Here is a 21,472-nt window from a genome sequence, read left to right on the forward strand (position 1 = left end):
CCGAAGGCACTGACAGTTGAGATAGTCGTCCGAACCGCGAGATGGATCACACAGACCGCCGATCGGGCGGCGACCGAGGAGTCGTAGACGTGCTGGAAGAGGTGGAGGGCTGGCTGAGCAGCCACTCCTGGTCCGCCGCGGACCGCCCGCTGGGGCAGCTGCTGGAGGCGAAGCGCCAGACGGGCCGTACGGTCAGCGTGGTGCTGCCCGCGCTCGACGAGGAGGCCACGGTCGGGGCGATCGTGGCGGTGATCCGTGCCGAGCTGATGACCGAGGCGGTCCCGCTCGTCGATGAGCTGGTGGTGCTGGACTCCGGTTCCACCGACCGCACCGCCGAGGTCGCCGCGGCGGCCGGCGCCCGGGTCGTGTCGCGCGACAGCGTCCTCCCGCGCCTGCCCGCCCTCCCCGGCAAGGGCGAGGTGCTGTGGCGCTCCCTCCTGGCCACCACCGGCGACATCATCTGCTTCATCGACGCCGACCTGCGCGAATTCTCCCCCGCCTTCGTCTCCGGGATCATCGGCCCGCTGCTGACGGATCCGGACATCCAATTCGTGAAGGCGATGTACGACCGCCCGCTGGAGACCGGCGGCGAGGGCGCCGGGGCCGGACAGGGCGGCCGGGTGACGGAGCTTGTCGCCCGCCCCCTCCTCAATCTCCACTGGCCGCAGCTGGCCGGCTTCGTCCAGCCCCTGGGCGGCGAGTACGCGGCCCGCCGCTCCCTCCTGGAACGGCTGCCGTTCCCCGTCGGCTACGGCGTGGAGCTCGGCCTGCTCGTCGACGCCCTGCACACCGTCGGCCTCGACGCCCTCGCCCAGGTGGACGTCGGCGTACGCAAACACCGCCACCAGGACGGCCAGGCCCTGGGCCGGATGGCCGCCGCCATCTACCGCACCGCCCAACTACGCCTGACCCGCGGCCACTTGGTCCGCCCCCGCCTCACCCAGTTCGACCGCGGCGACGAGGGCTTCGTCCCCCGCACGACGGAAGTGGACACCGAGGAGCGCCCCCCAATGGCCGAAATCCCGGAGTACGCGGCGCGACGAGCGGCCTGAGCGCCCGCGCGGCCCGGGCCCCCTCGCGCGGCCTGAGCCCTCAGGCGTCGAAGCCGTACTCCAACACGTAGGCAGACGAGTCGAGGAGCATCTCGTTGGCCTCTACCGTGCGCCCGCCCGCAGTCATCGCCGTGCGGCTGATGAGAATGACGGGCGTACGTGCCGCCGGGCCCGGTATCCGGCTGTGTGATCGCTGATCCCGCGACGAGATCGGCGGGGAGGCAGGAGGTGGAGAGCATCACCGGCTTACCGTCGAGCACGAATCTGCGCCGCCGCACGATGACAGAGTCTGTTGCTTGACGGGCGCGCTCGGCGACTCGCTGCGCATCGCCCGCAGCCGGGGCGACCGTCTCGGGTGCAGGCACCCGGAACCCGCCGAGGGTGAGCCGTCGTGGCCGGTCGACGCGTTCCTGCCGGGAGGCGACCGAGGAGCACACCCGGGCCCGCGCCCCTTGACCGCTTCCGTACGTTTGCGCGGATCTGTAGCGGGTTACTGTCGCGACATGGCTTCCGAGCGCAGTGCGGCCCCTGCGGGTGCCGAGGTTCTTGTGGCGTCCAATCGCGGACCGGTCTCGTACGCCCTGGAGGAGGGCGGGACGCTGACCGCCAAGCGGGGCGGGGGCGGGCTGGTCTCCGGGCTGTCGGCCATCGGGTCCGATGCCGAGGCGGTGTGGGTGTGTGCCGCGCTCGGGGACGGTGACCGGGAGGCCGTACGGCGGACGGGTGGCGGGCTGGACCCGGGCGACACCGGTGGACAACGCGTCCGGATGCTGGACATTCCCGCCGAGGTGTACACCGCCGCCTACAACGGCATCGCGAACTCCGCGCTGTGGTTCGTCCACCACATGCTGTACCAGACACCGCTGGAACCGGTCTTCGACGCGGAGTTCCGGGCGCAGTGGGCGTCCTACGAGAGCTACAACCGCGCTTTCGCCCAGGCGCTGGCCGAAGAGGCCGCCGAGGGTGCGGCGGTGCTGGTGCAGGACTACCACCTGGCCCTGGTGCCGGGGATGCTGCGCACCCTGCGGCCCGACGTACGGATCGCGCACTTCTCGCACACGCCGTGGGCGCCGCCGGAGTACTTCCGGATGCTGCCGGACGACATCGCACGGCAGCTCCTGGAGGGCATGCTGGGCGCCGACCAGCTGGGGTTCCTCACCCGTCGCTGGGCGGAGGCGTTCGCCGCGTGCTGCGCCGCGGTAGTCGGCGGCACGGGCGACACCCGGATCGGCGTGTACGGGCTCGGGGCGGACGCCGGGTTCCTGCGTGAGCGGTCGCAGCAGGAGGATGTCGCCGAGCGGCTGTCCACCCTGCGGGAGCAGATCGGCACGGGGCCCGACGGGGCGGTGCGCAAGACCGTCGTCCGGGTGGACCGGACCGAGCTGTCGAAGAACATCGTGCGGGGGCTGCTCGCCTACCGGCAGCTCCTTGCGGAACACCCGTCGTGGCGCGAGCGCGTGGTGCATGTCGCGTTCGCCTATCCCTCACGCCAGGACCTGGCCGTCTACCGGGAGTACACGGCGGAGGTCGGGCGGGTCGCCGAGGCGATCAACTCCGAGTACGGGACGGCGGATTGGCAGCCCGTCGTGCTGCACGTCAAGGACGACTTCGCGCGCTCGCTGGCCGCGTACCGCCTGGCGGACGTGGCGCTGGTCAACCCGATCCGGGACGGGATGAACCTGGTCGCGAAGGAGATCCCGGTGGTCTCCGACCAGGGCTGTGCGCTGGTGCTCTCCCGGGAGGCGGGCGCCCACGAGGAACTGGGGCAGGACGCCCTCACCGTCAATCCGTACGACGTCAGCGGCACCGCACGGGCGCTCCACGAGGCGCTGACGATGGACGCCGGGGAACGCAGCGAGCGCACGGCACGGCTCGCCGCGGCCGCCACGGCGCTGCCGCCCGCGCAGTGGTTCCTGAAGCAGTTGCGGGCGCTGAAGGAGGTCACTCCGAGGGTGGACGCCCGCTGAAGCGTCTTCGGCGACGACCGTTCCCGCGGGCGGGGACCGTGGTGACCTGCGCGCGGATCAGCTGTCGACCGGGGCGGTGCCGAGAAGGGCGTGCAGAACCTCGCGGTGGAGGGCGGCGATGGGGCCGAGCAGGTCCGGGTGGCGCAGCAGCGGCGCGGCGCGCTGATCGCGAGGGCTGGGAATCGTCAGCCGACGGGCGTCGCCCACGCCGTGCGCACCGTGGTGGGTGGCGGCCAGGCAGGCCGCTGCCACGACGGCGAGCTCGGCGTCGGCCAGCAGACAGGCCGCCCAGCTGACGACGGTTTCGTCGACCGAGGTGCGCCAGGCGTGGGCGGCGCCCTCCAGGGGGTGGGCATCGGCACCGGTGACCGAGTCCAGCCGGGCGGAGCCGCCGGGGCCGAGCAGGTGCAGCAGTTCGGCGTCGAGCGCGGTGGGGTAGCGCAGCGCCGCGGCGATGGTGACCGCGTGACTCGCCTGGGCTTCGGCCAGGGCATGGTCCAGCGGGCCGCCCGCCGGCGGGAAGGCCGACAGCAGCCAGCGGGTGGAGGCAGCGATGACGGGCGAGAGATCGGTTGGCATGGGGAAACCGTCCTTCACACGTGCCCGCCGTCGTTCTGTCACCTGGGTGTGACCCGGTCGCGAGCACTCGGCGCGCTCGGGGCGCGCGTGGCCGGCCAGCGTAAGGCGGCCCTCCGAGCGGCGACAGGACGTACGTCACAGGGCCGGCCGCCCGGGGCCGGTGCTCAGGGCCGCCTGGGACCAGTGACTCAGGGTCGCCAGGCCGGTCCCCCAGGGCCGGGCAGGCCGCAGTGATGGGCCGGTGGGCCGGGCACCTCACGGGCGCGCCCCGGCTCCGCCCCTAGTCCAGCCGCTCGGCCAGGGCGGCGAGCAGTCCGACGACACCGGCCGGGCCGTCGACGACCAGGTCGGCGCGTTCGGCGAGTTCGGTGACCTCGTTGCTGCCGCTGCAGACCAGGACGCCGGCCAGGCCGTCGGAGCGGAGTTTTTCGACGGCGGCGAAGGCGGCGAGGTCGCCGAGGTCGTCACCGGCGTAGAGGACGGTGGCGGCGCCGGTCTCGCGGACCCATTCGGCGAGGGCGACGCCCTTGTCCATGCCGGGCGGGCGGAGTTCCAGGACGAGGCGGCCCGGTTCGACGATCAGGCCGTGGCGTTCGGCGAGCGCGGTGAGCGGGCCGCGCAGCTGGTCGAAGGCGTCCTGGGGGTCGGTGGCGCGGCGGGTGTGCACGGCGATGGCGCGGCCGCCCTTGCGCTCGATGGCGGTCTCGATCCAGGTGCCGTGCCAGACGCCGGAGGCGTCCAGGACGCCGGGGAGTTCGGCCTGTATGGCGGCGACACCGGGGTGCGGGGCGGGGGCGTGGACGGTGCCGGTGGCCGCCTCCCAGCGCTCGGCGCCGTAGTGGCCGAGGACGGTGAGGTGGTCCAGGCCGGGTACGTCCGCGAAGCCGCCGAGGCGGACCGCGACGGTGGCCGGGCGGCCGGTGATCACCGCGGCGGCGTGCAGCCGGGGCACCAGGCGGCCGAGGGCGGCGACGGCGCCGTGATGGGCGCGGGCCTTCTCCGGGTCGGGGACGATCTCGGCGAGGGTGCCGTCGAAGTCGAGGGCGATGACGGCGCGTTCCGGGTGTGCCAGCAGTGCGGCGAGGCCGTCGCGGCCGGCGGGGGTGTGCGGGGTCGGCACGGATCCGGGTGTCGGCTGGGACTGCGGCGCGGCGTTCGGGGGGCTGCCCATGGCGCCGACCCTACCGGCGCGGGGCGGGCGCCGGGGGGAGCTCCGGCGGCAGCCGGGGGTGTACGGGCGCATCGGGGCGGCGGCCGGGGCGCCCGGGTCAGCGGCGGCCCCGGCGGGCGTCCCGTATGCGGCGCAGGCGGTTGACGGTGACGGGGTCGTGGGCGAGCGCGCGGGGGTCGTCCAGCAGGGCGTTGAGGAGCTGGTAGTAGCGGGTCGGGGAGATGCCGAGCTGTTCGCGGATGGCGCGCTCCTTGGGGCCGGGGCCGGGCCAGGAGCGGCGCTCGACGGCGAGCACCGCCTCGTCCCGGGCCGAGAGCCCCGGGGCGCGCCCGTCGGCCCCGGGCTCGCCGCCCGGACCGACCGCACCCGCCGTACCGCCCGTCATCACGCTTCCACGATAAGCGCACGGTCGGACAGGGCCCGGCCCGTCGCCCCGGCCGCAGGGCGCCGGCCAGCCTGCCCGTACTCCCGCCCGCACTGCGTCATTCGGCGCTCTGGTCCGTCGCGTCCGCGGTGTTCTGGATGTCGGTGAGCACCCCGGCCGGGTTGCCCCTCGGGCCGACCGCGGCGCCCATCTTCGCCTTGACGGTCTTGGAGACCAGCGGCCAGGAGGTCTTGTTCGCCGGGTAGAACTCGGCGTTGGCGAGCTGCTTGAGGAAGCCGTGGAACTTGGCGTACTTGTCGTCGGCCAGCATCGTCTGGGAGGCGGAGGTGGTGACCGGCAGCAGGCCGTATTCGCCGGAGAACTTCTCGACGTTCTTCTTGCTGTAGACGAAGTCGAGGAACTTGCCGACCTGGGCGCGGTGGCCGCCCTGTTTGAAGGCCATCATCCAGTCGGCGACGCCCATGGTGGCCTTGGCCTTGCCGTGGGAGCCGGGCAGCTCGACGGTGCCGTAGTCGATGCCCTTGGCCGCGGCCTGCTTCATCAGGGTGGGGTGGCCGTTGAGCATGCCGACCTCACCGTCGGCGAAGCGCTCGAAGGCGTCCTCGCGGTTGAGCTTGGCGGGGTCGGTGCCGGTCAGGCCCTTGCCGACGAGGTTCTCCTTCAGCCACTTGAAGGTCCTGACGTTCTCCGGCGAGTCGATCGTGTACTTGCCGATGCCGTCGGTGTAGCCGCCGCCACCGCTGAGCATCCACTGCATCGTCTCGGCCTGGGTCTCCTCCGGGCCGAGCGGCAGTGCGAAGGGCAGCTTGACGCCCTTCGCCTTCAGCAGCTGGGCGTCCTGGGCGATGTCGTTCCAGTTCTCCGGCGGGCTGGTGATGCCGGCCTCGGTGAACAGCTTCTTGTTGTAGAAGAGCCGCCGGGTGCTGGCGCCGAACGGCATGCCGTACTGGACCCGCTTGTACTCGCCGGCCTCCGCGAGGGAGGGGGTGAAGTCGGCCTGGGTGGGGATGGAGAGCAGCTGGTCGGCGCTGTAGAGCTGGCCCTTGGCCGCGTAGTCGGCGTAGGCACCGATCTGGGCGAGGTCCGGGGCGTGGCCGTCCTTGACCAGGTCCTCGACCTTCTTGTCGACATCGGTCCAGCTGTAGACCTCGACATCGACCTTGATGCCGGGGTTCTTCTTCTCGAAGGCGCGCGCGAGCTCGTCCCAGTAGCGCTGGGAGCCGTTGGACCGGCTGTCGCCGTAGTCCGCCGCGATCAGTTTGAGGGTGACGTCGTCGCTACCGGAGCCGCTGCCGCAGCCGGTGAGAGTCAGTGTCATGGTGGTGGCGATTGCCGCCGCCAGGCTCAAGTACCGCCGCTGCACTGCTGTTCCCGCCCTTTGTTCTGAAAATCCGTGCTTGTCGGGTATGCCCCGGCCGTGTCGGGGGTCGCCCTCCAACGGCATCAACAGCGAGTCTCCCCTGCCCTCTTTACAAGGTCTACACCACCCCCCGGTTCACGCCGGTAACGGCCTTCCGGCCGTCCGTCCCGCCCGATCGCTCCGGTGAGTGGACTAGACCTTTCCGGCCGGATCGCGCAAAACTGTTCCCGTGAGACACGTCATCGCCCTGGATGTGGGCGGCACCGGGATGAAGGCCGCCCTCGTGGGGGTGGACACCGCGTCCTCCGGGGGCACACCTCCTGTGCTCCTGTACGAGGCGCGGCGCCCCACCGGCCGCGAGCGCGGCCCCGACGCCGTGGTCGAGGCCGTCCTCGGCTTCGCCGCCGAGCTCCGTGACCTCGGTACGGCCCGCTACGGCGCCCCCGCGGCGGCGGCCGGTGTCGCGGTCCCCGGCATCGTCGACGAGCGCACCGGCACCGCCGTCTACGCCGCGAACCTCGGCTGGCGGGACGTCCCGATGCGGGACCTGCTGTCCGAGCGGCTGGGCGGGGTGCCGGTCGCGCTCGGCCACGACGTCCGCACCGGCGGTCTGGCCGAGGGCCGGATCGGCGCGGGCCGGGACGCCGACCGCTTCCTGTTCGTCCCCCTGGGCACCGGGATCGCGGGCGCCATCGGCATCGGCGGCCGGATCGAGGCCGGTGCCCACGGCGGCGCGGGCGAGATCGGCCACATCGTCGTACGGCCCGGCGGGCGCGAGTGCGGCTGCGGGCAGCGCGGCTGCCTGGAGACGCTGGCCTCGGCCGCCGCGGTCGGCCGTGACTGGGCGGCGGCCTGCGGAGATCCGCAGGCCAACGCGGCGGACGCGGCCAAGGCCGTGGCGTCCGGCGACGCGCGGGCGCACACCGTGTGGCAGCGCGCCGTGGACGCCCTCGCCGACGGTCTGGTCACCGGACTGACCCTGCTCGACCCGCAGACGCTGATCATCGGCGGCGGGCTCGCCGAGGCGGGCGACACGCTCTTCACACCTCTGCGGGAAGCGGTCCGCCGGCGCGTTACGTTCCAGCGGCTCCCCTCGATCGTTCCGGCGGCCCTCGGGGACGCCGCCGGGTGCCTGGGCGCAGGACTGCTCGCCCGGGATCTTCTCTCCACGGAGGTAACCGCCTGATGGCACAGCAACAGTCCGCGCAGCGGCCCTCGGACCCCCCGCGCACCATCCTGGCCGGCGCCCGGATCGCCCGGCCGTCCGGTGTGGTCGAGCGCGGCCGGATCACCGTCGAGGGCGGCCTGATCGGCGATGTCCACAGCCGGGACGTCGATCTGGCCGAGGGGGTGTCCGGCAGTGTCGTGGACCTGACGGGCCACCTGATCGTCCCCGGCTTCGTCGATGTGCATGTCCATGGCGGCGGCGGTGGCTCGTTCTCGTCCGCCGACCCCGAGGAGTGCCTGACGGTCGTCGAGACCCACCGCCGGCACGGCACCACCTCGATGGTCGCCTCCACCGTCACCGGTGAACTGCCCGACCTCGCCCGGCAGGCCGCGGTGCTGGCCGAACTGGTGCAGCAGGGCGAGCTGGCCGGTATCCACTTCGAGGGCCCGTTCATCTCCCCGCACCGCTGCGGCGCCCACCAGCCCGAGCTGCTGCGCGACCCGGACCCGGCCGATGTCCGCAAGCTCCTCGACGCCGCGCACGGCACCACGTCGATGATGACCGTCGCCCCCGAACTGCCCGGCGGCCTGGAGTCCGTACGGCTGCTCGCCGACGCGGGCGTGATCGCCGCCGTCGGCCACACCGACTCCTCCTACGACGCCACCCGCGAGGCCATCGACGCGGGCGCCACCGTCGCCACCCACCTCTTCAACGCGATGCCCGCGCTGGGCCACCGCGCGCCCGGCCCGGTCGCCGCGCTCCTGGAGGACGAGCGGATCACCGTCGAGCTCATCAACGACGGCACCCATCTGCACCCCGCGGTCCTGCAACTGGCGGTCCGTGAGGCGGGCGCCGAGCGGGTCGCGTTCATCACCGACGCGATGGGCGCGGCCGGTATGAACGACGGGATGTATCCGCTCGGCCCGATGCAGGTCGAGGTCAAGGACGGCGTCGCGCGCATCAGCGAAGGCCCCACGGCCGGTTCGATCGCCGGCTCCACCCTCACCCTGGACCGCGCCTTCAAACGCGCCGTCACCCTCGACGGCCTGACGATCGACCAGGCCGTACAGGCACTTTCGGCCAACCCTGCCCGCCTTTTGGGCATCGACGGCCGGGCCGGTTCCCTGCAGACCGGCAAGGACGCCGACCTGGTGGTGCTGGACGCGTCATACGACGTCGTAGGCGTCATGCGCCGGGGCGAGTGGCTGGTGCGCCCGAAGGGCGCCTGAGGCTCCGCCCGCGCACCGGGACCGTGGACGGCCGCCCCTCTTACAGGCCGTGGCCCCCCAGGGCGGCGCAACCGGGTCTGGGCCAACCACCACCGACGATGGCATGATCGCTCGCGCACTTGTCCGCATGCCACCGCCGAACGCGGTTGCCCGACGCCCGGCCGCCCGGCCATGACTGCCCGGAGGGGCGACCATGATCCTTACGGTCACGCTGAACGCCGCCCTGGACATCACCTACCGCGTGCCCCGGCTCCACCCGCACACCACGAACCGGGTCACGGAAGTGTCCGAACGCCCCGGCGGCAAGGGCCTGAACGTCGCCCGGGTGCTGGCCGCGCTCGGCCACCGTACGGTCGCCACCGGCTTCGCGGGCGGCGGCACCGGCGCGGCGCTGCGCGCACTGCTCGCCGAGACCGAGGTCACCGACGCGCTGGTCCCGGTCGGCGGCGCCACCCGCCGCACGGTCGCCGTCGCCGACGCCGCCACCGGAGACACCACCCAGCTCAACGAACCGGGCCCGGTCGTCTCGCCCGCCGAATGGGACACCTTCCTCGGCACCTACCGCGAACTGCTCGCCGACGCACGGGCGGTGGCGCTCTGCGGCAGCCTCCCGCCGGGCGTCCCGGTCGACGTCTACGCCCGCCTCACCCGCGCCGCGCGCAGCGCCGGAGTCCCGGTCCTCCTCGACACCAGCGGCGAACCGCTGCGCCGCGGGCTGGCCGCCCGCCCCGACGTCGCCAAGCCCAACGCCGATGAACTCGCCGCGCTCACCGGCAGCACCGAACCGCTGCGCGCCGCCCGTGACGCCCGCCGCCGCGGCGCCCATGCAGTGGCCGCCTCGCTGGGCCCGGACGGCATGCTCGCGGTGACCGCCGACGGCGCCTGGCAGGCCGCCCCGCCGCGGCGGATCGCCGGCAACCCGACCGGCGCCGGCGATTCAGCCGTGGCCGGCCTTCTGTCGGGCCTGGTCGAGGAGTTGCCCTGGCCGGACCGGCTGACCCGAGCGGTGGCCCTGTCCGCGGCGACCGTACGGGCCCCGGCAGCGGGCGAGTTCGACGCGGCCACGTATGAAGAGCTGCTGTCCCGCGTGGTGGTGACGGACCATCCGGCGGTGGTCTGAGAGGGCGGCGGCCGGACCGCTCCGGCCATGACCCCGGAAAACGATCACTTCCGGACGAGACGCCGAGACGTCTAGACGCCGAAACACCGAGAGGCCGCGTCCTACTTCTTGGCGCCGCGCTGCAGCCAGAGCTGGTCGAGGTTGGCATTGCACTGATTGCCCTGCGCGCACGAGAGCTCGATGACGTTGGTCCCCTTGTTCAGGGTGACCGGGGCCCACGTCGTCTGCCAGCCCTTCTCCCAGTCCCCCTTCGGGGAGTGGATGAAGTTCTTCATGCCGAGGGGCTGGCCGTTCGGCTTGCTGTTCACCGCAAGCGTCGCGTTGGCGTCTTCCCCGGGGATGCCGTAGCGCACATACAGCCGGTAGTCGCCCTCTTGCGGGACCTCCAAGGTCCACTGCACCTTCGCGCCCACCTGGTTGAACCCGGCGACGTACACGCCGCTCGCCGAGCGGGCACCCGGGACTTCCTTGGCGGTCGTCGGGCCACCCTCCAGGCGCAGGCTGCCCGCCTCCCCCTTCGGGAGTTCACCGGCCGACGGCTTGCTGGTCGGCGCATCGCTGGGCTTGACCGTGTCCCCCGCCGTCGGCCCCGGCTTGCCCGCGTTCTCGTCCTTGGAGTCCTTGCCGTTGGTGAGCATCGCGACGCCGATGCCTATGCAGACCACCGCGACCACGGCGACGGCGCCGATCAGCAGGCCGTTGCGGCCGCGGCGCGGCTCCTGGCCGCCGTTGCCCGGGGCCGGGGCGGAGCGCGTGCGGTCACCGCCGGGCAGGGTCTCCGGTGCGGCGTAGTGGGCGTTCTGCTGCCCGTACGTCACCTGCTGCGGGGCCTGCTGGCCGTACTGGCGCTGACCGACCGCGCGCACCTGGTTGTAGGACGTACGCGGGACCCCCGGCTGCCGCGGCGCCGCACCGTCGCCCGCCGAGCCCTGGGCGCCGCCCTCGCCGCCTTCCGCGCGGTAGAGGTAGGCGAACGGGTCGTCGTTCTCCGGCGTGTCCGCGCCGTTGTTGCCGGCCGTCATTCCGTGTCACTCCCAAGCGATCTGTGCGCGTCTGTACGCGTCTCTACGCGTCCGCAGGCTTCAATGCGCGAACTGTCTTTCGGGCCCCCGGCGGCGCCGCGCCGCATCGGCGCAGCCTACCCCGTCGCGGCCTGCGCACACCGTGCCCGGAGGGCCACAAGATCGCTACGGATCGGTGAACTGCTGGTGTGGGGGCCGGAGCGGGGCCGGTGTGAGATACGCGGCATCGCGCCCACCCGGCCGTCGCGGCACCGGCCCGCCCGCCGCGGCGGGGCAGCGGCCGTCGCGGCGGGGCACAGGCCGTCGCGGCGGGGCACAGGCCGTCGCAGCGGAGCACCGGCCGTCGCAGCAGGGCACCGGCCGCTCAGCCCGCCGCCCGCCGGTTCGCCTTCGAGCGGGAGCGCTTCTCGACGTACATCCGCTGGTCGGCCGACTCCAGCACTTCCTCGGCCGACATCCCGCAGCTCGCCCAGCCGATGCCGAAGCTGGCGCCCACCCGGACCGCGCGGCCCTCCACCCGGATCGGCGGGATGATCGCGTTCCGCAGCCGGACCGCCAGGTCCTGGGCGTCGGCGGTGCCGAGTCCGTCGGCGAGCACCACGAACTCATCGCCGCCGAGCCGGGCGACCGTATCGCCGTCCCGGACCCCGCTGGTCAGCCGGCGGGCGACCTCTATCAGCACCGCATCACCGGTGTTGTGCCCGAAGCGGTCGTTGATCGACTTGAAGCCGTCGAGGTCGCAGAAGAGCACCGCGAGCCCCTTGGAGCCGTCGTCGGCCGGCCCGTCCGCGGGAGCGACGAGATGGACATGGTGGTCGAACGGGGGCGGGGGCCCGCCCTCGAAGCCGTCGAGCCCGTCGAAGGGCTCCTTCGCGTCCGGCCGGAAGCCGTGCGGATCGCGGGGATCGACGCTGAGGGTGCCCGAGGAGGCGTAGGCGTCCGCCATCGAGCCGGGCGGGCGGGAGCACAGCCGGGCGCCGAGCCGGGCCCGCAGCTCGGCGCTGTTGGGCAGCCCGGTCAGCGAATCGTGGCTGGCGCGGTGGGCGAGCTGCAGCTCGTGCCGCTTGCGCTCCTCGATGTCCTCGACATGGGTGAGCAGGAAGCGGGGACCGTCGGTGGTGTCGGCGACGACGGAGTTGCGCAGCGAGACCCACACGTAGGTGCCGTCCCGGCGGGCCAGCCGCAGCTCGGCGCGGCCGCCCTCGGCGGAGGTGCGCAGCAGGGTGCCGATGTCCTCGGGGTGGACGAGGTCGGAGAAGGAGTAGCGGCGCATCCCGGAAGCCGGGCGGCCCAGCAGCCGGCACAGCGCGTCGTTGGTGCGGAGCAGCCGTCCATGCTGGTCACCGCCCATTTCGGCCACGGCCATCCCGCTCGGCGCATACTCGAACGCCTGCCGGAAGCTCTCCTCGCTGGCGCGCAGCGCCTGCTGCTCGCGCTCCAGCCGGACCAGTGCGCGCTGCATGTTGGCCCGCAGCCGGGCGTTGCTGATCGCGATGGCGGACTGGAAGGCGTACATCTGCAGGGCTTCCTGGCCCCAGGGCCCGGGCCGCCGGCCGTTGCGCGGCCGGTCGACGGAGATCACCCCGAGCAGCTCGCCGCCGCCGTTCGCCGCGGTGTACATGGGCGCGAAGAGGCGGTCCATGGGGTGCCACTCGTCGGGGAACCGGGGCGCGGGTCCGGCCGTGTGCCACTGGGGTACGTCGTCGTCATCGAGCACCCAGCCCTCGGTGTGCGAGATGAAGCACAGGTCGCCCCAGCGCTCGCCCATGGACAGCCGGCGCTCCCAGGAGGCGCGGGAGCCGACGCGTCCGGCCATGAGCGCCTCGGCGCCCGCACTGCCGGCGACCGCGGCGACGACGAGATCGCCGTCGGGACGGACGAGATTGACCGCGGCCAGCTCGTAGCCGAGCCCGGTGATCACGCCGTCGGCGACTGTCTGCAAGGTGTCCGCAAGGCTACGTGCGGTATTCAGCTCGGCGACCACTTGGTGCAGCTGCCGCAGGGTCGCAAGACGGACGTATGGCTCCGACTCGGTCTCCATCGCTCGCTCTCCCTGAGACCTCGACAGCAAACTCCACGATTTCTTGTCGTCCGATTCCACGCTCACTGAATCACAGTGAGCTGTTCACTCGGTACACAGGGTCAACAATTAGCGCCTGCTGTGACTCAAGTCACAAACAATGAAGGACGGTTGGCGATCTTCCATAAAACCGCCACGGGAGCGCGCCTTCACTCTTTCTACACTTACTGAACGCAAATTCCGAGCCTTTCGGTCCTCCGCCGTCAGACCTAGGACGCGAGTGGTCCCGGGGCCCGATGCGCATCACGGTCGGCCGAAGTTAGCGTTTATGGCGTGTTCACGAAGACTCCCGCCGATACGGCGGCCTCCGGGCCCGTCGCCCACCCCGTACCCGCCGTCGCCCTCGCTTCCGTGCCGGGTGACGCGCCGATCCCGCATGCTGTTGGGGTGAGTGACGACGAGTTCCGTGCCGCCCTGTCCCGCCTGGCCGCCGGCGTGGTGCTGATCACCGCCCACGACCCGGACGGCGGGCCGCACGGCGAGGACGTCGGGATGACCGCCACGGCATTCCTGTCGGTGTCGCTCGACCCGCCGCTGGTGATGGTGAGCGTTCGCAACGACTCACGGATGGACGACCTGCTGGAGCTGCAGCCCGACTGGGCCGTGTCGGTGCTGTCGGGACACCAACGGCAGATCGCCGGACGATTCGCCATGAAGGGCCGCATCAGCGACCGGCTGCTCTTCGAGGACATTCCGTTCGTACGGGGCGAAGCGTCGGGTGCTCCCCTCATCGGGGGCGCGCTGGCGACCCTGGAGTGCCGTACCGAGCAGCGGGTCGTGGCCGGCGATCACACGCTGGTCATCGCACGCGTCCTGGCCACGACGATCCCGAACGAGGACGACGGGCCGCTGACGTACTTCCGGGGGAAGTACCACCAGTTGGGGTGAGGCCGGGGCTGTTCGGGGTGAGGCTGGGGGCGTCCGGGGTGAGGCCGGGGGCGGGGGCGGTCAGCCCCAGTCGCGGCCCGAGCGGCCGCGCTTGGTCTCGCCACGCTGCTTCTTCTCGCGCAGCCGCCGCTCGTTGATGCCCCGTGGGATCCGTGACTTACGGCGCGGCTTGGGCGGCGGGGCGGTGGCCTCGGCGAGCAGCGCGGCCAGCCGGACGGCGGCGGTCTCGCGGTTGCGCCACTGCGAGCGGTGCTCGGAGGCCCGTACGGACAGCACGCCGTCGACCAGCCGGCCCGCCAGCCGCTCCAGGGCGCGCTCCTTCCACACCGGCGGCAGCGCCTGCGTCTTGTCGAGGTCGAAGCGCAGCTCGACCTGGCTGTCGCTGGTATTGACGTGTTGGCCGCCCGGACCTGAGGAACGCGAGAAACGCCAGACGAGCTCGGCCTCTGGAAGGACGACCGAACCGCGGATGACATAAGGCCCGGACATGGGTCCTATGATCCCGCGCCGCGCGCGGCCCCGTCACCCGCTTTTCGGGGTCCTCGCCGAGCGTTCACATCAGAATTCGGCAAAGAGAGTAAAGACTGCAGGAACCTGAAGGTCCCCTCATGGCGTTGTGGTGGGTAACGGTAGCTTCGTGCGCAGTGCGGAGCCCGACGCTTCGACGAGTCGACAAGGAAAGGGACATCCCATGGCTGTAAGCCTGTCCAAGGGCGGCAACGTCTCCCTCACCAAGGAGGCACCGGGCCTGACCGCCGTCACGGTCGGCCTCGGCTGGGACGTCCGCACGACCACCGGCACGGACTTCGACCTCGACGCGAGCGCGATCGCGGTCAACCCGAGCGGCAAGGTCTTCTCCGACCAGCACTTCGTCTTCTTCAACAACAAGGCGACGCCGGACCAGTCGATCGTGCACACCGGTGACAACGTCACCGGCCAGGGCGAGGGCGACGACGAGCAGATCAACGTCAACCTCGCGGCGCTGCCCGCCGACATCGACAAGATCGTCTTCCCGGTCTCGATCTACGACGCCGAGAACCGCAGCCAGAACTTCGGCCAGGTGCGGAACGCCTTCATCCGCATCATCAACCAGGCCGGCGGCACCGAGATCGCCCGCTACGACCTCAGCGAGGACGCCGCCACCGAGACCGCCATGGTCTTCGGTGAGCTGTACCGCAACGGCGCGGAGTGGAAGTTCCGCGCGGTCGGCCAGGGTTACGCGTCGGGCCTCGTCGGCATCGCGCAGGACTTCGGCGTCAACGTCTGAGCCAGATCTGCATCCTGGCGCAGCCAGCGCAACGGAGGGCCGGTTCCCCATGGGGGGCCGGCCCTCGGCGCGTTCGGGGCCTTGGTTTGTGGGGGCCTCAGTGCGCGTGTGCGGGGGCGTTCTTCGCCCACACTGCGGTAGCCGCCCGGCAGTCGGTGGGCGCCACGCCGCCTCGTTCGGGCGGCCTCGTTCAGACGGCCTCGTTCAGACGGCCTCCTTCAGGCGGCCGCGTCCGCGGGCGCTTCGGGTGGCGTGGCCAGTACCGCCACCTCGTCCAGCGACAGCCCGAGCGCCCCGGCCAGCGCGGCGATCGTGAAGAACGCCGGCGTCGGCGCCCGGCCGGTCTCGATCTTCCGCAGCGTCTCGGCGGACAGCCCTGCCGTCGCCGCGACCTCGACCATGCTCCGCTCGCCGCGCGCCGTCCGCAGCAGCGCGCCGAGTCGCTCACCGCGTTCACGTTCCCGAGGGGTCAGGGGGGTTCGCACCATGCTCGTGATACTAATACCGGTAAACAAATACCGGTAAACAAATACCGCCTGCCGTCGCCGGGGCGCGGCGCGGGCGGCTGTGAGCAGGAGGTCGGGAACATGGTGGAGCTCAAGACGGATGCGGCACTGGACGCGATGCGGGTGTCCGGCCGGGTCGTCGCCGACGCGCTGGAGGCGGCGCGGGCGGCGGCCGCCCCGGGTGTGCGGCTGCGGGACCTGGACGAGGCCGCCCGTACGGTTCTGCGCGAGGCCGGTGCCGACTCACCGTTCCTCGGCTACCGCCCGTCCTTCGCCCCCACCCCGTTCCCCGCCGTCCTCTGTGTCTCCGTCAATGACGCGATCGTGCACGGCATCCCGGACGGGACCCGGCTGCGCGACGGCGACCTGGTGAGCGTCGACTGCGGCGCCCTGGTGGACGGCTGGGCCGGCGACGCGGCCCTCAGCTTCACGGTCGGCGCCGCCCGCCCCGAGGACCAGCGGCTCATGGACACGACCCGGCGGGCGCTGGAGGCGGGCATCGCGGCGGCCGTGGTCGGCGCCCGGATCGGCGATATCGCCCATGCGATCGGCAGCATCGGGCGCGCCGCCGGCTACGGCATCCCCGAGGACTTCGGCGGACACGGCATCGGCCGGCAGATGCACGAGGACCCGTCGGTCCCCAACGAGGGCCGCCCGCGCCGCGGCATGATCCTCCGCCACGGTCTGGTCCTCGCCATCGAGCCGATGTTCCTGGCCGGCGGCAAGGACGACTACTACGCGGCCGGCGACGGCTGGACCCTGCGCACCACGGACACCTCCCGCGCCGCCCACTTCGAGCACACAGTGGCGGTGACGAATGAGGGACCGCGGGTGCTGACCAGGGCGTAGTGCCTTGGCGGGCGGCGGGCGGCGGGCGGCGGGCGGCGTCGGGAGCTGCGGGGGCGTCGGTCTGCGCGAACGGCGCGGTGAGGGCACGATGGAAGCGGCGCCGGCTAGAGGCACCGTCCCGTCGGCCGCCGTCCTCCTGGAGCGCAGCCCATGAGCCGATACGCCGCCGAATCCGCGCACACTCCCGTAGGCGTGCTGCTCTGCGACGACCATGCCGTCGTACGCGCGGGGCTGCTCGCCCTGCTCAGCAGCGCCCCCGGCATCGAGGTCATCGGCGAGGCCGCGAGCGGTGAGGAGGCCGTGGCCCTGGCCGCCGCACTCCGGCCCGATGTCGTCCTGATGGATCTCCAGCTCGGCTCCGGTATCGACGGTGTCGAGGCCACCCGGCGCATCGCCCGCCCCGATGACCCCGGCTCCCCCCATGTCCTCGTGCTGACCACCTACGACACCGACGCCGATATCGCCCGTGCCCTCGACGCCGGCGCCGCGGGGCATCTGCTCAAGGCCGAGCGGCCCGAGGAGCTGTTCGCCGCGATCCGGGCCGCGGCCGAGGGCCGCAGCACACCGGCCGCGCCGGTCGCCCATCGCGTCCTGGCCCAGATGCGCAGCCCGCGCCCCACCCTCACCGACCGGGAGCTCGACATCCTCCGCCGGCTCGCCCGCGGGCTGAGCATCCGCGAGATCGCCCGTGCGCTCGCCACCAGCGAGGCCACGGTCAAAACGCAGCTGGGCGTGCTCTACGACAAGCTCGGTGTGAACTCACGGACCGCCGCGGTCTCCGTCGCCAGGGAGCAGCGCCTGGTGCCCTGACCGGACGGCACTGGACGGCACCGGAGGCACCGGACGCACCGGAGGCGCCAGATGGCGGCTTCGTACCGCGTGACACCATCTAGGTGTGATCGACGTCGGCTACTCCCTCTCCCGCCGTTTCCCGGATCCGCCCCAGACGGACTACCGGACCGCGGACGTGCGCATGCTGCGCCATGACCTCTTCTGTGGCGATGTCTATCTCGCCGACACGAAGACGGACCGCGAGCTGTCCACGGCCTGGGGCTGGGTGCCGGTCCTCGACTTCGCCTGGGCGCTGTGCGACATCGTCGAGCAGCTCGACACCGACCCCCGGGGCAACCGCTCCGCCCGTCCGGTCCACGCCGAGCTGGACTTCACCGAATCCGCCGACCGGATCTTCTTCGAGCGCCGCTTCGGGTGGGTGGACGTCGACGCCGACTGGATGCCGGCCGACGAGGCCCCGCTCACCTTCAACCACTCCGCGCTGCGCCGCGAGGCCCGCGACTTTCTGCACGACCTGATCGCCGACCTCACGGATATGCACGACGGCCTCGGCGACAACCCCGCCATCTGGGACCTCCAGGCCCGCTTCCCCCGCGTCTGACCGCTGGGCAGACCGCCCAGCCCCAGCCGTACGCCGCCCCGCCTCCACGCCGCACCCCGGCGCCCAGGCCCACCCCCACCCGGACTCGCCGCCCGGCCGCCCCCTCACTCCACCCGTACTCCAATCTGTGCCGCGAACGCCGGGGCCAGGTCCAGGAGTTGGGCAGAGCTGATCACCGCGCCCGACAGCCGGTCGATCCCCCGGGCGATGTCCAGCGCGGCCGCGCCCCGCAGATCGACGTCCTTCATCCGGGCCTCGGAGAAATCCACCCGCGTCAGGGTGCAGTCGTCGAATGTCACCCGCTCCAGCTGCGCCCCCGCGAAGTCCGCCTCGACCAGCACACACCCCTCGAAGGCCACGTCCCGCAGCTTCGCCTGCCGCAGATTCGGGAAGTCGATCTTCCCGCCGCGCACCACGACCCGCTCCAGCACCGCCCCGTGCAACTGCGTCCCGCCGAGCCGGGCGTCCGACACCTCCACATCGCGCAGTGACGCCTGGGACAGGTCCGTGCCGACCCCGCGGACACCGCTCAGCACGCTGTCGATGAACCGCGCCCGGCCGAGCACGGTCTCGTTCAGCGCGCACCGCCGCACCGCGCAGTCCATGAAGCGCGCCCCGCGCGCCGACTGCCCGGCCCAGTCGGCGTCCGCGAACTCCAGCCCGTCGTAGTCCCCTTCGACCTCCAGCTCACCGCCGTCGTACGCCGTCAGCTCCGGAAGACGCACCTCCGGCCGCCGCACCGCCCGCACCGTCTCCTTGCCGCGCCCTGCCACGCGATCACCGCCTTCCGAGCCGTCCGTGCCCCACCGCGCCTGCACACCCCATCGTGAACCACACCACTGACAATGGGCGCTGACCTGTGGAAACACCAGGATTCCGGTCGTTGGGCAGCACGCGGCGCGCCGGTCCGCGGCCGGGCACGTACCCGCTCGCGGCACGCCCCGCGCCGGTCCCGGCCGGGCACGTGCCCGCTTCCGCCACAGGAGGCCACCGAGGCGCCGCGCCGCACGAACGGCCTTGACCTCAACCAAACTTGAGGTAACAGAGTGGCACCCGGTTGCCCATCCACCGAGACCCCACTCCCCAAGGAGACACCGCCATGCACGCGATACGGCTGCACACCTTCGGCCCCGCGGAGAACCTCCGCCACGAGACGGTCGAGGACCCGCGCCCGGGCCCCGGAGAGGTCCGTATCGCGGTGGCGGCGGCCGGCGTCCACCTCCTGGACACCGCCCTGCGCGAGGGCAGAACGGGCGGGCCTGCGCCGCTCCCCGAGCTGCCGACCGTGCCCGGACGGGAAGTCGCCGGCACGGTCGAGGCGCTCGGCGAGGGCACCGACCCCGACTGGCTCGGCCGGCGCGTCGTCGCCCACCTCGGCATGGTCCCCGGCGGCTACGCCGAACTCGCCGTCACCGCCGCCGACCGGCTGCACGTGATCCCCGAGAACCTGGACGCGGGCCAGGCCGTGGCCATGATCGGCACCGGTCGCACCACCATGGGCATCCTGCTCTTCGCCGGTCTCACCGCCGACGACGTCGTGCTCGTCCCCGCGGCCGCCGGCGGCATCGGCTCCCTGCTCGTCCAACACGCCAAGAACACCGGCGCCACGGTCATCGGCCTGGCCGGCGGCGCCGCCAAGGTGGCACGCGTCCGTGAACTGGGCGCCGACCTCGCCGTCGACTACACCCGCGACGGCTGGCCGTCCCTGGTCCGGGCCTTCCTCGACGGCCTGGGCGCGCCCGGCGCCACCCTCGTCTTCGACTCGGTCGGCGGTGCCCCCGGACGCGCGGCCGTGGATCTGCTCGCCAAAGGCGGCCGTCATCTGGTCTTCGGCTGGTCCGCCGGAGGCCTCCTCACCGGCGGTCCGCTGGAGTTCGCGGAGGGCGAGCTGACGGCGCGCGGGATCACGTCGGAGCAGGTCCTCGGCCCGCCGATGCTGGCCAGGGCCGGCGGCGACAACCCGCTCCGCACCCTGGAGACCGCGGCCCTGGCGGAGGCCGCGGCGGGCCGGCTGGTACCGGCGGTCCAGCGCTTCCCCCTGGCCGAGGCCACGGCCGCCCACCGGGCACTGGAGTCCCGCGCCACGATGGGCAAGGTCGTGCTGGTGCCGTAGGGCGTAACTCCTCGGGGGTGGGGTGGGGTTGGACGCCGTTCGGGGCGGGGTTGGACGCCGTACGGGGCGAGGCGGGGCGGGCCGGGCGGGGCGGGCGGGGCCCAGGCAGCCCGCCCCGCCCCTACGGCACCACCCCCACCCCCACAGCACCGCCCCCTACCGCACCACCGCCATCTCCCGCGCCGTCTGGTTCAGCCGACGGCCGCCGGACTCCGTGCAGGTCACGATGTCCTCGATCCGCACCCCGAACCGGCCCGGCAGATAGATCCCCGGCTCGATCGAGAAGCACATCCCGGACACCAGCGGCAGATGCTCGCCCTCGACCAGATACGGCGGCTCATGGGTGGTCACCCCGATGCCGTGCCCGGTCCGGTGGATGAAGTACTCGCCGTACCCCGCGGCCTTGATCACCTTCCTGGCCACCCGGTCGACGTCCTGGCACGCGATGCCCGGCCGCACCGCCTCGAACGCCGCCTGCTGCGCCTCCCGCACGATGTCGTGCACCTTGCGCTCCTCGGCGCCCGGATCCCCGACGTGCACGGTCCTCGTCGTGTCCGACCCGTAGCCGTTCTTGAGGCCGCCGAAGTCGAGGACGACCATGTCCCCGTCCTCGATGACCCGCTCCCCGGCCTCGTGGTGCGGGTTGGCGCCGTTGGGGCCCGACCCCACGATCGTGAAGTCCACCTGGCTGTGCCCGTGCTCGGTCAGCAGCCGTACCAGATCGGCCGCCACGTCGGACTCCCGCCGCCCGCCGAAGCGGACGGTCAGGATGTCCTCGTACGTCGCGTCGGCGGCGGCCCCGGCCGCGGCCAGCTGCTCCACCTCATGGGCGTCCTTGACGGCGCGCAGCATCGGCAGCACCTCGGTCAGCGCGGCGTATCCGCTCCCCGGCACCGACCGCTGGAGCCCCAGCAGATGCATCGCCCAGGTCGAGTCGGACATCCCGTAACGCCCCTGCGGGTCCATCCACTTGGCGACCTCGGCATACGGGTCCGAACCGTCGGTCCACCCCGACACCTCCATCGCCCAGGCCCCCGGGGAGTACTCCGCGTCCGGGTACTCCAGTACGGGCACCAGCAGCCGCGAGCGGCGCCCCGGCTCGATCACCAGGGCGGTCAGCCGCTCGGTGACCGCGGTCGGCCGGTAGCCGCACAGCCACGTCAGATCCGGCCCCGGCGTCACGATCAGCCCGGCCAGTCCGGCATCGGCGGCGGCCCGGCCGGCCCGCGCCATCCGCCGCTCGTAGTCCACCTGCGTCATCGAAGTCACCATGGCGGTGAACTTACGCCGGTCCGGCCCCACCGGCCCGCCGAATTCCCACCC

At 72.7% G+C, this 21,472-nt stretch carries 21 protein-coding genes and 1 pseudogene; 11 read left to right on the forward strand and 11 right to left on the reverse strand.

Going from position 1 to position 21,472, the window contains the following annotated elements; translation table 11 throughout:
* The first annotated feature begins 89 nt into the window (after nucleotides 1-89).
* Complete coding sequence (locus STRNI_RS17855; protein WP_266447611.1) at nucleotides 90-1,052, forward strand: glucosyl-3-phosphoglycerate synthase; 963 nt, start codon at nucleotides 90-92, stop codon at nucleotides 1,050-1,052.
* A 40-nt stretch (nucleotides 1,053-1,092) separates the two neighbouring features.
* Here STRNI_RS17855 and STRNI_RS17860 read toward each other — a convergent pair.
* Nucleotides 1,093-1,342, reverse strand: a pseudogene (locus STRNI_RS17860) (GntR family transcriptional regulator); the annotation flags it as partial.
* Nucleotides 1,343-1,555: 213 nt separating this feature from the next.
* On the opposite strand from STRNI_RS17860, the gene STRNI_RS17865 reads away from it, so the two are divergent.
* Entirely contained in the window at nucleotides 1,556-3,019 is a 1,464-nt protein-coding gene (locus tag STRNI_RS17865) for an alpha,alpha-trehalose-phosphate synthase (UDP-forming) (protein ID WP_277411583.1), read from the forward strand.
* Between the two features lie 57 nt (nucleotides 3,020-3,076).
* On the opposite strand, the gene STRNI_RS17870 is transcribed toward STRNI_RS17865, so the two are convergent.
* The 4 genes from STRNI_RS17870 to STRNI_RS17885 form a co-directional block, all read right to left on the reverse strand.
* Nucleotides 3,077-3,598, reverse strand: coding sequence for a hypothetical protein (locus tag STRNI_RS17870; protein ID WP_018089733.1), 522 nt, complete (start codon nucleotides 3,596-3,598; stop codon nucleotides 3,077-3,079).
* A 280-nt stretch (nucleotides 3,599-3,878) separates the two neighbouring features.
* A complete protein-coding gene (otsB, locus tag STRNI_RS17875; RefSeq protein WP_266447615.1) occupies nucleotides 3,879-4,769 on the reverse strand; it encodes a trehalose-phosphatase in 891 nt (296 codons plus the stop codon).
* Between the two features lie 97 nt (nucleotides 4,770-4,866).
* Nucleotides 4,867-5,154: a DUF3263 domain-containing protein gene (locus STRNI_RS17880; protein ID WP_018089735.1), complete on the reverse strand. Its 288-nt coding sequence runs from the start codon at nucleotides 5,152-5,154 to the stop codon at nucleotides 4,867-4,869.
* A 97-nt stretch (nucleotides 5,155-5,251) separates the two neighbouring features.
* Nucleotides 5,252-6,517, reverse strand: coding sequence for an ABC transporter substrate-binding protein (locus STRNI_RS17885; RefSeq protein WP_159486787.1), 1,266 nt, complete (start codon nucleotides 6,515-6,517; stop codon nucleotides 5,252-5,254).
* A gap of 226 nt (nucleotides 6,518-6,743) precedes the next feature.
* Here STRNI_RS17885 and STRNI_RS17890 point away from each other — a divergent pair, with 226 nt between their 5' ends.
* From STRNI_RS17890 to STRNI_RS17900, 3 genes are all read left to right on the forward strand, one after another.
* Nucleotides 6,744-7,700, forward strand: coding sequence for an ROK family protein (locus tag STRNI_RS17890; protein WP_093645075.1), 957 nt, complete (start codon nucleotides 6,744-6,746; stop codon nucleotides 7,698-7,700).
* Nucleotides 7,700-8,911, forward strand: a complete 1,212-nt coding sequence (gene nagA / locus STRNI_RS17895; RefSeq protein WP_159486789.1) for an N-acetylglucosamine-6-phosphate deacetylase — start codon at nucleotides 7,700-7,702, stop codon at nucleotides 8,909-8,911. The genes STRNI_RS17890 and nagA overlap by 1 nt, the downstream gene beginning before the upstream one ends.
* A gap of 193 nt (nucleotides 8,912-9,104) precedes the next feature.
* Complete coding sequence (locus STRNI_RS17900; protein WP_274737571.1) at nucleotides 9,105-10,031, forward strand: 1-phosphofructokinase family hexose kinase; 927 nt, start codon at nucleotides 9,105-9,107, stop codon at nucleotides 10,029-10,031.
* Between the two features lie 101 nt (nucleotides 10,032-10,132).
* Here the strand turns inward: STRNI_RS17900 and STRNI_RS17905 are convergent, their stop codons facing one another.
* Both STRNI_RS17905 and cdgB read right to left on the reverse strand, forming a co-directional pair.
* Nucleotides 10,133-11,053 (reverse strand): carbohydrate-binding protein, encoded by a 921-nt coding sequence (locus tag STRNI_RS17905; RefSeq protein ID WP_018089740.1) that lies wholly within the window; start codon nucleotides 11,051-11,053, stop codon nucleotides 10,133-10,135.
* Nucleotides 11,054-11,417: 364 nt separating this feature from the next.
* Nucleotides 11,418-13,094, reverse strand: coding sequence for a diguanylate cyclase CdgB (cdgB, locus tag STRNI_RS17910; RefSeq protein ID WP_018089741.1), 1,677 nt, complete (start codon nucleotides 13,092-13,094; stop codon nucleotides 11,418-11,420).
* A gap of 312 nt (nucleotides 13,095-13,406) precedes the next feature.
* Here cdgB and STRNI_RS17915 point away from each other — a divergent pair, with 312 nt between their 5' ends.
* A complete protein-coding gene (locus STRNI_RS17915; RefSeq protein WP_229838630.1) occupies nucleotides 13,407-14,021 on the forward strand; it encodes a flavin reductase family protein in 615 nt (204 codons plus the stop codon).
* A gap of 60 nt (nucleotides 14,022-14,081) precedes the next feature.
* Here STRNI_RS17915 and arfB read toward each other — a convergent pair whose 3' ends face one another.
* Nucleotides 14,082-14,510 (reverse strand): alternative ribosome rescue aminoacyl-tRNA hydrolase ArfB, encoded by a 429-nt coding sequence (arfB, locus tag STRNI_RS17920; RefSeq protein WP_018089743.1) that lies wholly within the window; start codon nucleotides 14,508-14,510, stop codon nucleotides 14,082-14,084.
* A gap of 202 nt (nucleotides 14,511-14,712) precedes the next feature.
* On the opposite strand from arfB, the gene STRNI_RS17925 reads away from it, so the two are divergent.
* Nucleotides 14,713-15,288 carry a TerD family protein gene (locus tag STRNI_RS17925; protein WP_018089744.1) on the forward strand — a complete coding sequence of 192 codons (576 nt, stop codon included), beginning with the start codon at nucleotides 14,713-14,715 and terminating at the stop codon, nucleotides 15,286-15,288.
* 218 nt (nucleotides 15,289-15,506) lie between these two features.
* Here STRNI_RS17925 and STRNI_RS17930 read toward each other — a convergent pair whose 3' ends face one another.
* Nucleotides 15,507-15,776 carry a helix-turn-helix domain-containing protein gene (locus tag STRNI_RS17930; RefSeq protein WP_274737567.1) on the reverse strand — a complete coding sequence of 90 codons (270 nt, stop codon included), beginning with the start codon at nucleotides 15,774-15,776 and terminating at the stop codon, nucleotides 15,507-15,509.
* Nucleotides 15,777-15,875: 99 nt separating this feature from the next.
* On the opposite strand from STRNI_RS17930, the gene map reads away from it, so the two are divergent.
* The 3 genes from map (at nucleotide 15,876) to STRNI_RS17945 (ending at nucleotide 18,036) form a co-directional block, all read left to right on the forward strand.
* Nucleotides 15,876-16,643, forward strand: coding sequence for a type I methionyl aminopeptidase (gene map / locus STRNI_RS17935; protein ID WP_274737566.1), 768 nt, complete (start codon nucleotides 15,876-15,878; stop codon nucleotides 16,641-16,643).
* A 150-nt stretch (nucleotides 16,644-16,793) separates the two neighbouring features.
* Complete coding sequence (locus STRNI_RS17940) at nucleotides 16,794-17,453, forward strand: response regulator (RefSeq protein WP_093645069.1); 660 nt, start codon at nucleotides 16,794-16,796, stop codon at nucleotides 17,451-17,453.
* Between the two features lie 85 nt (nucleotides 17,454-17,538).
* Nucleotides 17,539-18,036, forward strand: a complete 498-nt coding sequence (locus STRNI_RS17945; protein ID WP_018089748.1) for a hypothetical protein — start codon at nucleotides 17,539-17,541, stop codon at nucleotides 18,034-18,036.
* Nucleotides 18,037-18,140: 104 nt separating this feature from the next.
* Here STRNI_RS17945 and STRNI_RS17950 read toward each other — a convergent pair whose 3' ends face one another.
* Nucleotides 18,141-18,785 carry a pentapeptide repeat-containing protein gene (locus STRNI_RS17950; RefSeq protein ID WP_159489129.1) on the reverse strand — a complete coding sequence of 215 codons (645 nt, stop codon included), beginning with the start codon at nucleotides 18,783-18,785 and terminating at the stop codon, nucleotides 18,141-18,143.
* Nucleotides 18,786-19,135: 350 nt separating this feature from the next.
* Between STRNI_RS17950 and STRNI_RS17955 the strand changes: the two genes are divergently transcribed.
* On the forward strand, nucleotides 19,136-20,149 hold the full coding sequence (locus STRNI_RS17955; RefSeq protein WP_277411584.1) for a zinc-binding dehydrogenase: 1,014 nt from the start codon (nucleotides 19,136-19,138) through the stop codon (nucleotides 20,147-20,149).
* A gap of 156 nt (nucleotides 20,150-20,305) precedes the next feature.
* On the opposite strand, the gene STRNI_RS17960 is transcribed toward STRNI_RS17955, so the two are convergent.
* Nucleotides 20,306-21,409, reverse strand: coding sequence for an aminopeptidase P family protein (locus STRNI_RS17960; protein WP_277413271.1), 1,104 nt, complete (start codon nucleotides 21,407-21,409; stop codon nucleotides 20,306-20,308).
* Nucleotides 21,410-21,472: the final 63 nt, after the last annotated feature.

The organism is Streptomyces nigrescens, assembly GCF_027626975.1.
GTDB lineage: Bacteria > Actinomycetota > Actinomycetes > Streptomycetales > Streptomycetaceae > Streptomyces > Streptomyces nigrescens.

Bases quoted from the DNA above. Each gene is read 5' to 3' on its own strand.
- STRNI_RS17955 (WP_277411584.1), top strand. From the start codon at position 19,136: ATGCACGCGATACGGCTGCACACCTTCGGCCCCGCGGAGAACCTCCGC.
- STRNI_RS17900 (WP_274737571.1), top strand. From the start codon at position 9,105: ATGATCCTTACGGTCACGCTGAACGCCGCCCTGGACATCACCTACCGC.
- STRNI_RS17865 (WP_277411583.1), top strand. From the start codon at position 1,556: ATGGCTTCCGAGCGCAGTGCGGCCCCTGCGGGTGCCGAGGTTCTTGTG.
- cdgB (WP_018089741.1), bottom strand. From the start codon at position 13,094: ATGGAGACCGAGTCGGAGCCATACGTCCGTCTTGCGACCCTGCGGCAG.
- STRNI_RS17940 (WP_093645069.1), top strand. From the start codon at position 16,794: ATGAGCCGATACGCCGCCGAATCCGCGCACACTCCCGTAGGCGTGCTG.
- nagA (WP_159486789.1), top strand. From the start codon at position 7,700: ATGGCACAGCAACAGTCCGCGCAGCGGCCCTCGGACCCCCCGCGCACC.
- otsB (WP_266447615.1), bottom strand. From the start codon at position 4,769: ATGGGCAGCCCCCCGAACGCCGCGCCGCAGTCCCAGCCGACACCCGGA.
- STRNI_RS17870 (WP_018089733.1), bottom strand. From the start codon at position 3,598: ATGCCAACCGATCTCTCGCCCGTCATCGCTGCCTCCACCCGCTGGCTG.
- STRNI_RS17880 (WP_018089735.1), bottom strand. From the start codon at position 5,154: ATGACGGGCGGTACGGCGGGTGCGGTCGGTCCGGGCGGCGAGCCCGGG.
- STRNI_RS17925 (WP_018089744.1), top strand. From the start codon at position 14,713: ATGGCTGTAAGCCTGTCCAAGGGCGGCAACGTCTCCCTCACCAAGGAG.
- map (WP_274737566.1), top strand. From the start codon at position 15,876: ATGGTGGAGCTCAAGACGGATGCGGCACTGGACGCGATGCGGGTGTCC.
- STRNI_RS17960 (WP_277413271.1), bottom strand. From the start codon at position 21,409: ATGACGCAGGTGGACTACGAGCGGCGGATGGCGCGGGCCGGCCGGGCC.
- STRNI_RS17905 (WP_018089740.1), bottom strand. From the start codon at position 11,053: ATGACGGCCGGCAACAACGGCGCGGACACGCCGGAGAACGACGACCCG.
- STRNI_RS17930 (WP_274737567.1), bottom strand. From the start codon at position 15,776: ATGGTGCGAACCCCCCTGACCCCTCGGGAACGTGAACGCGGTGAGCGA.
- arfB (WP_018089743.1), bottom strand. From the start codon at position 14,510: ATGTCCGGGCCTTATGTCATCCGCGGTTCGGTCGTCCTTCCAGAGGCC.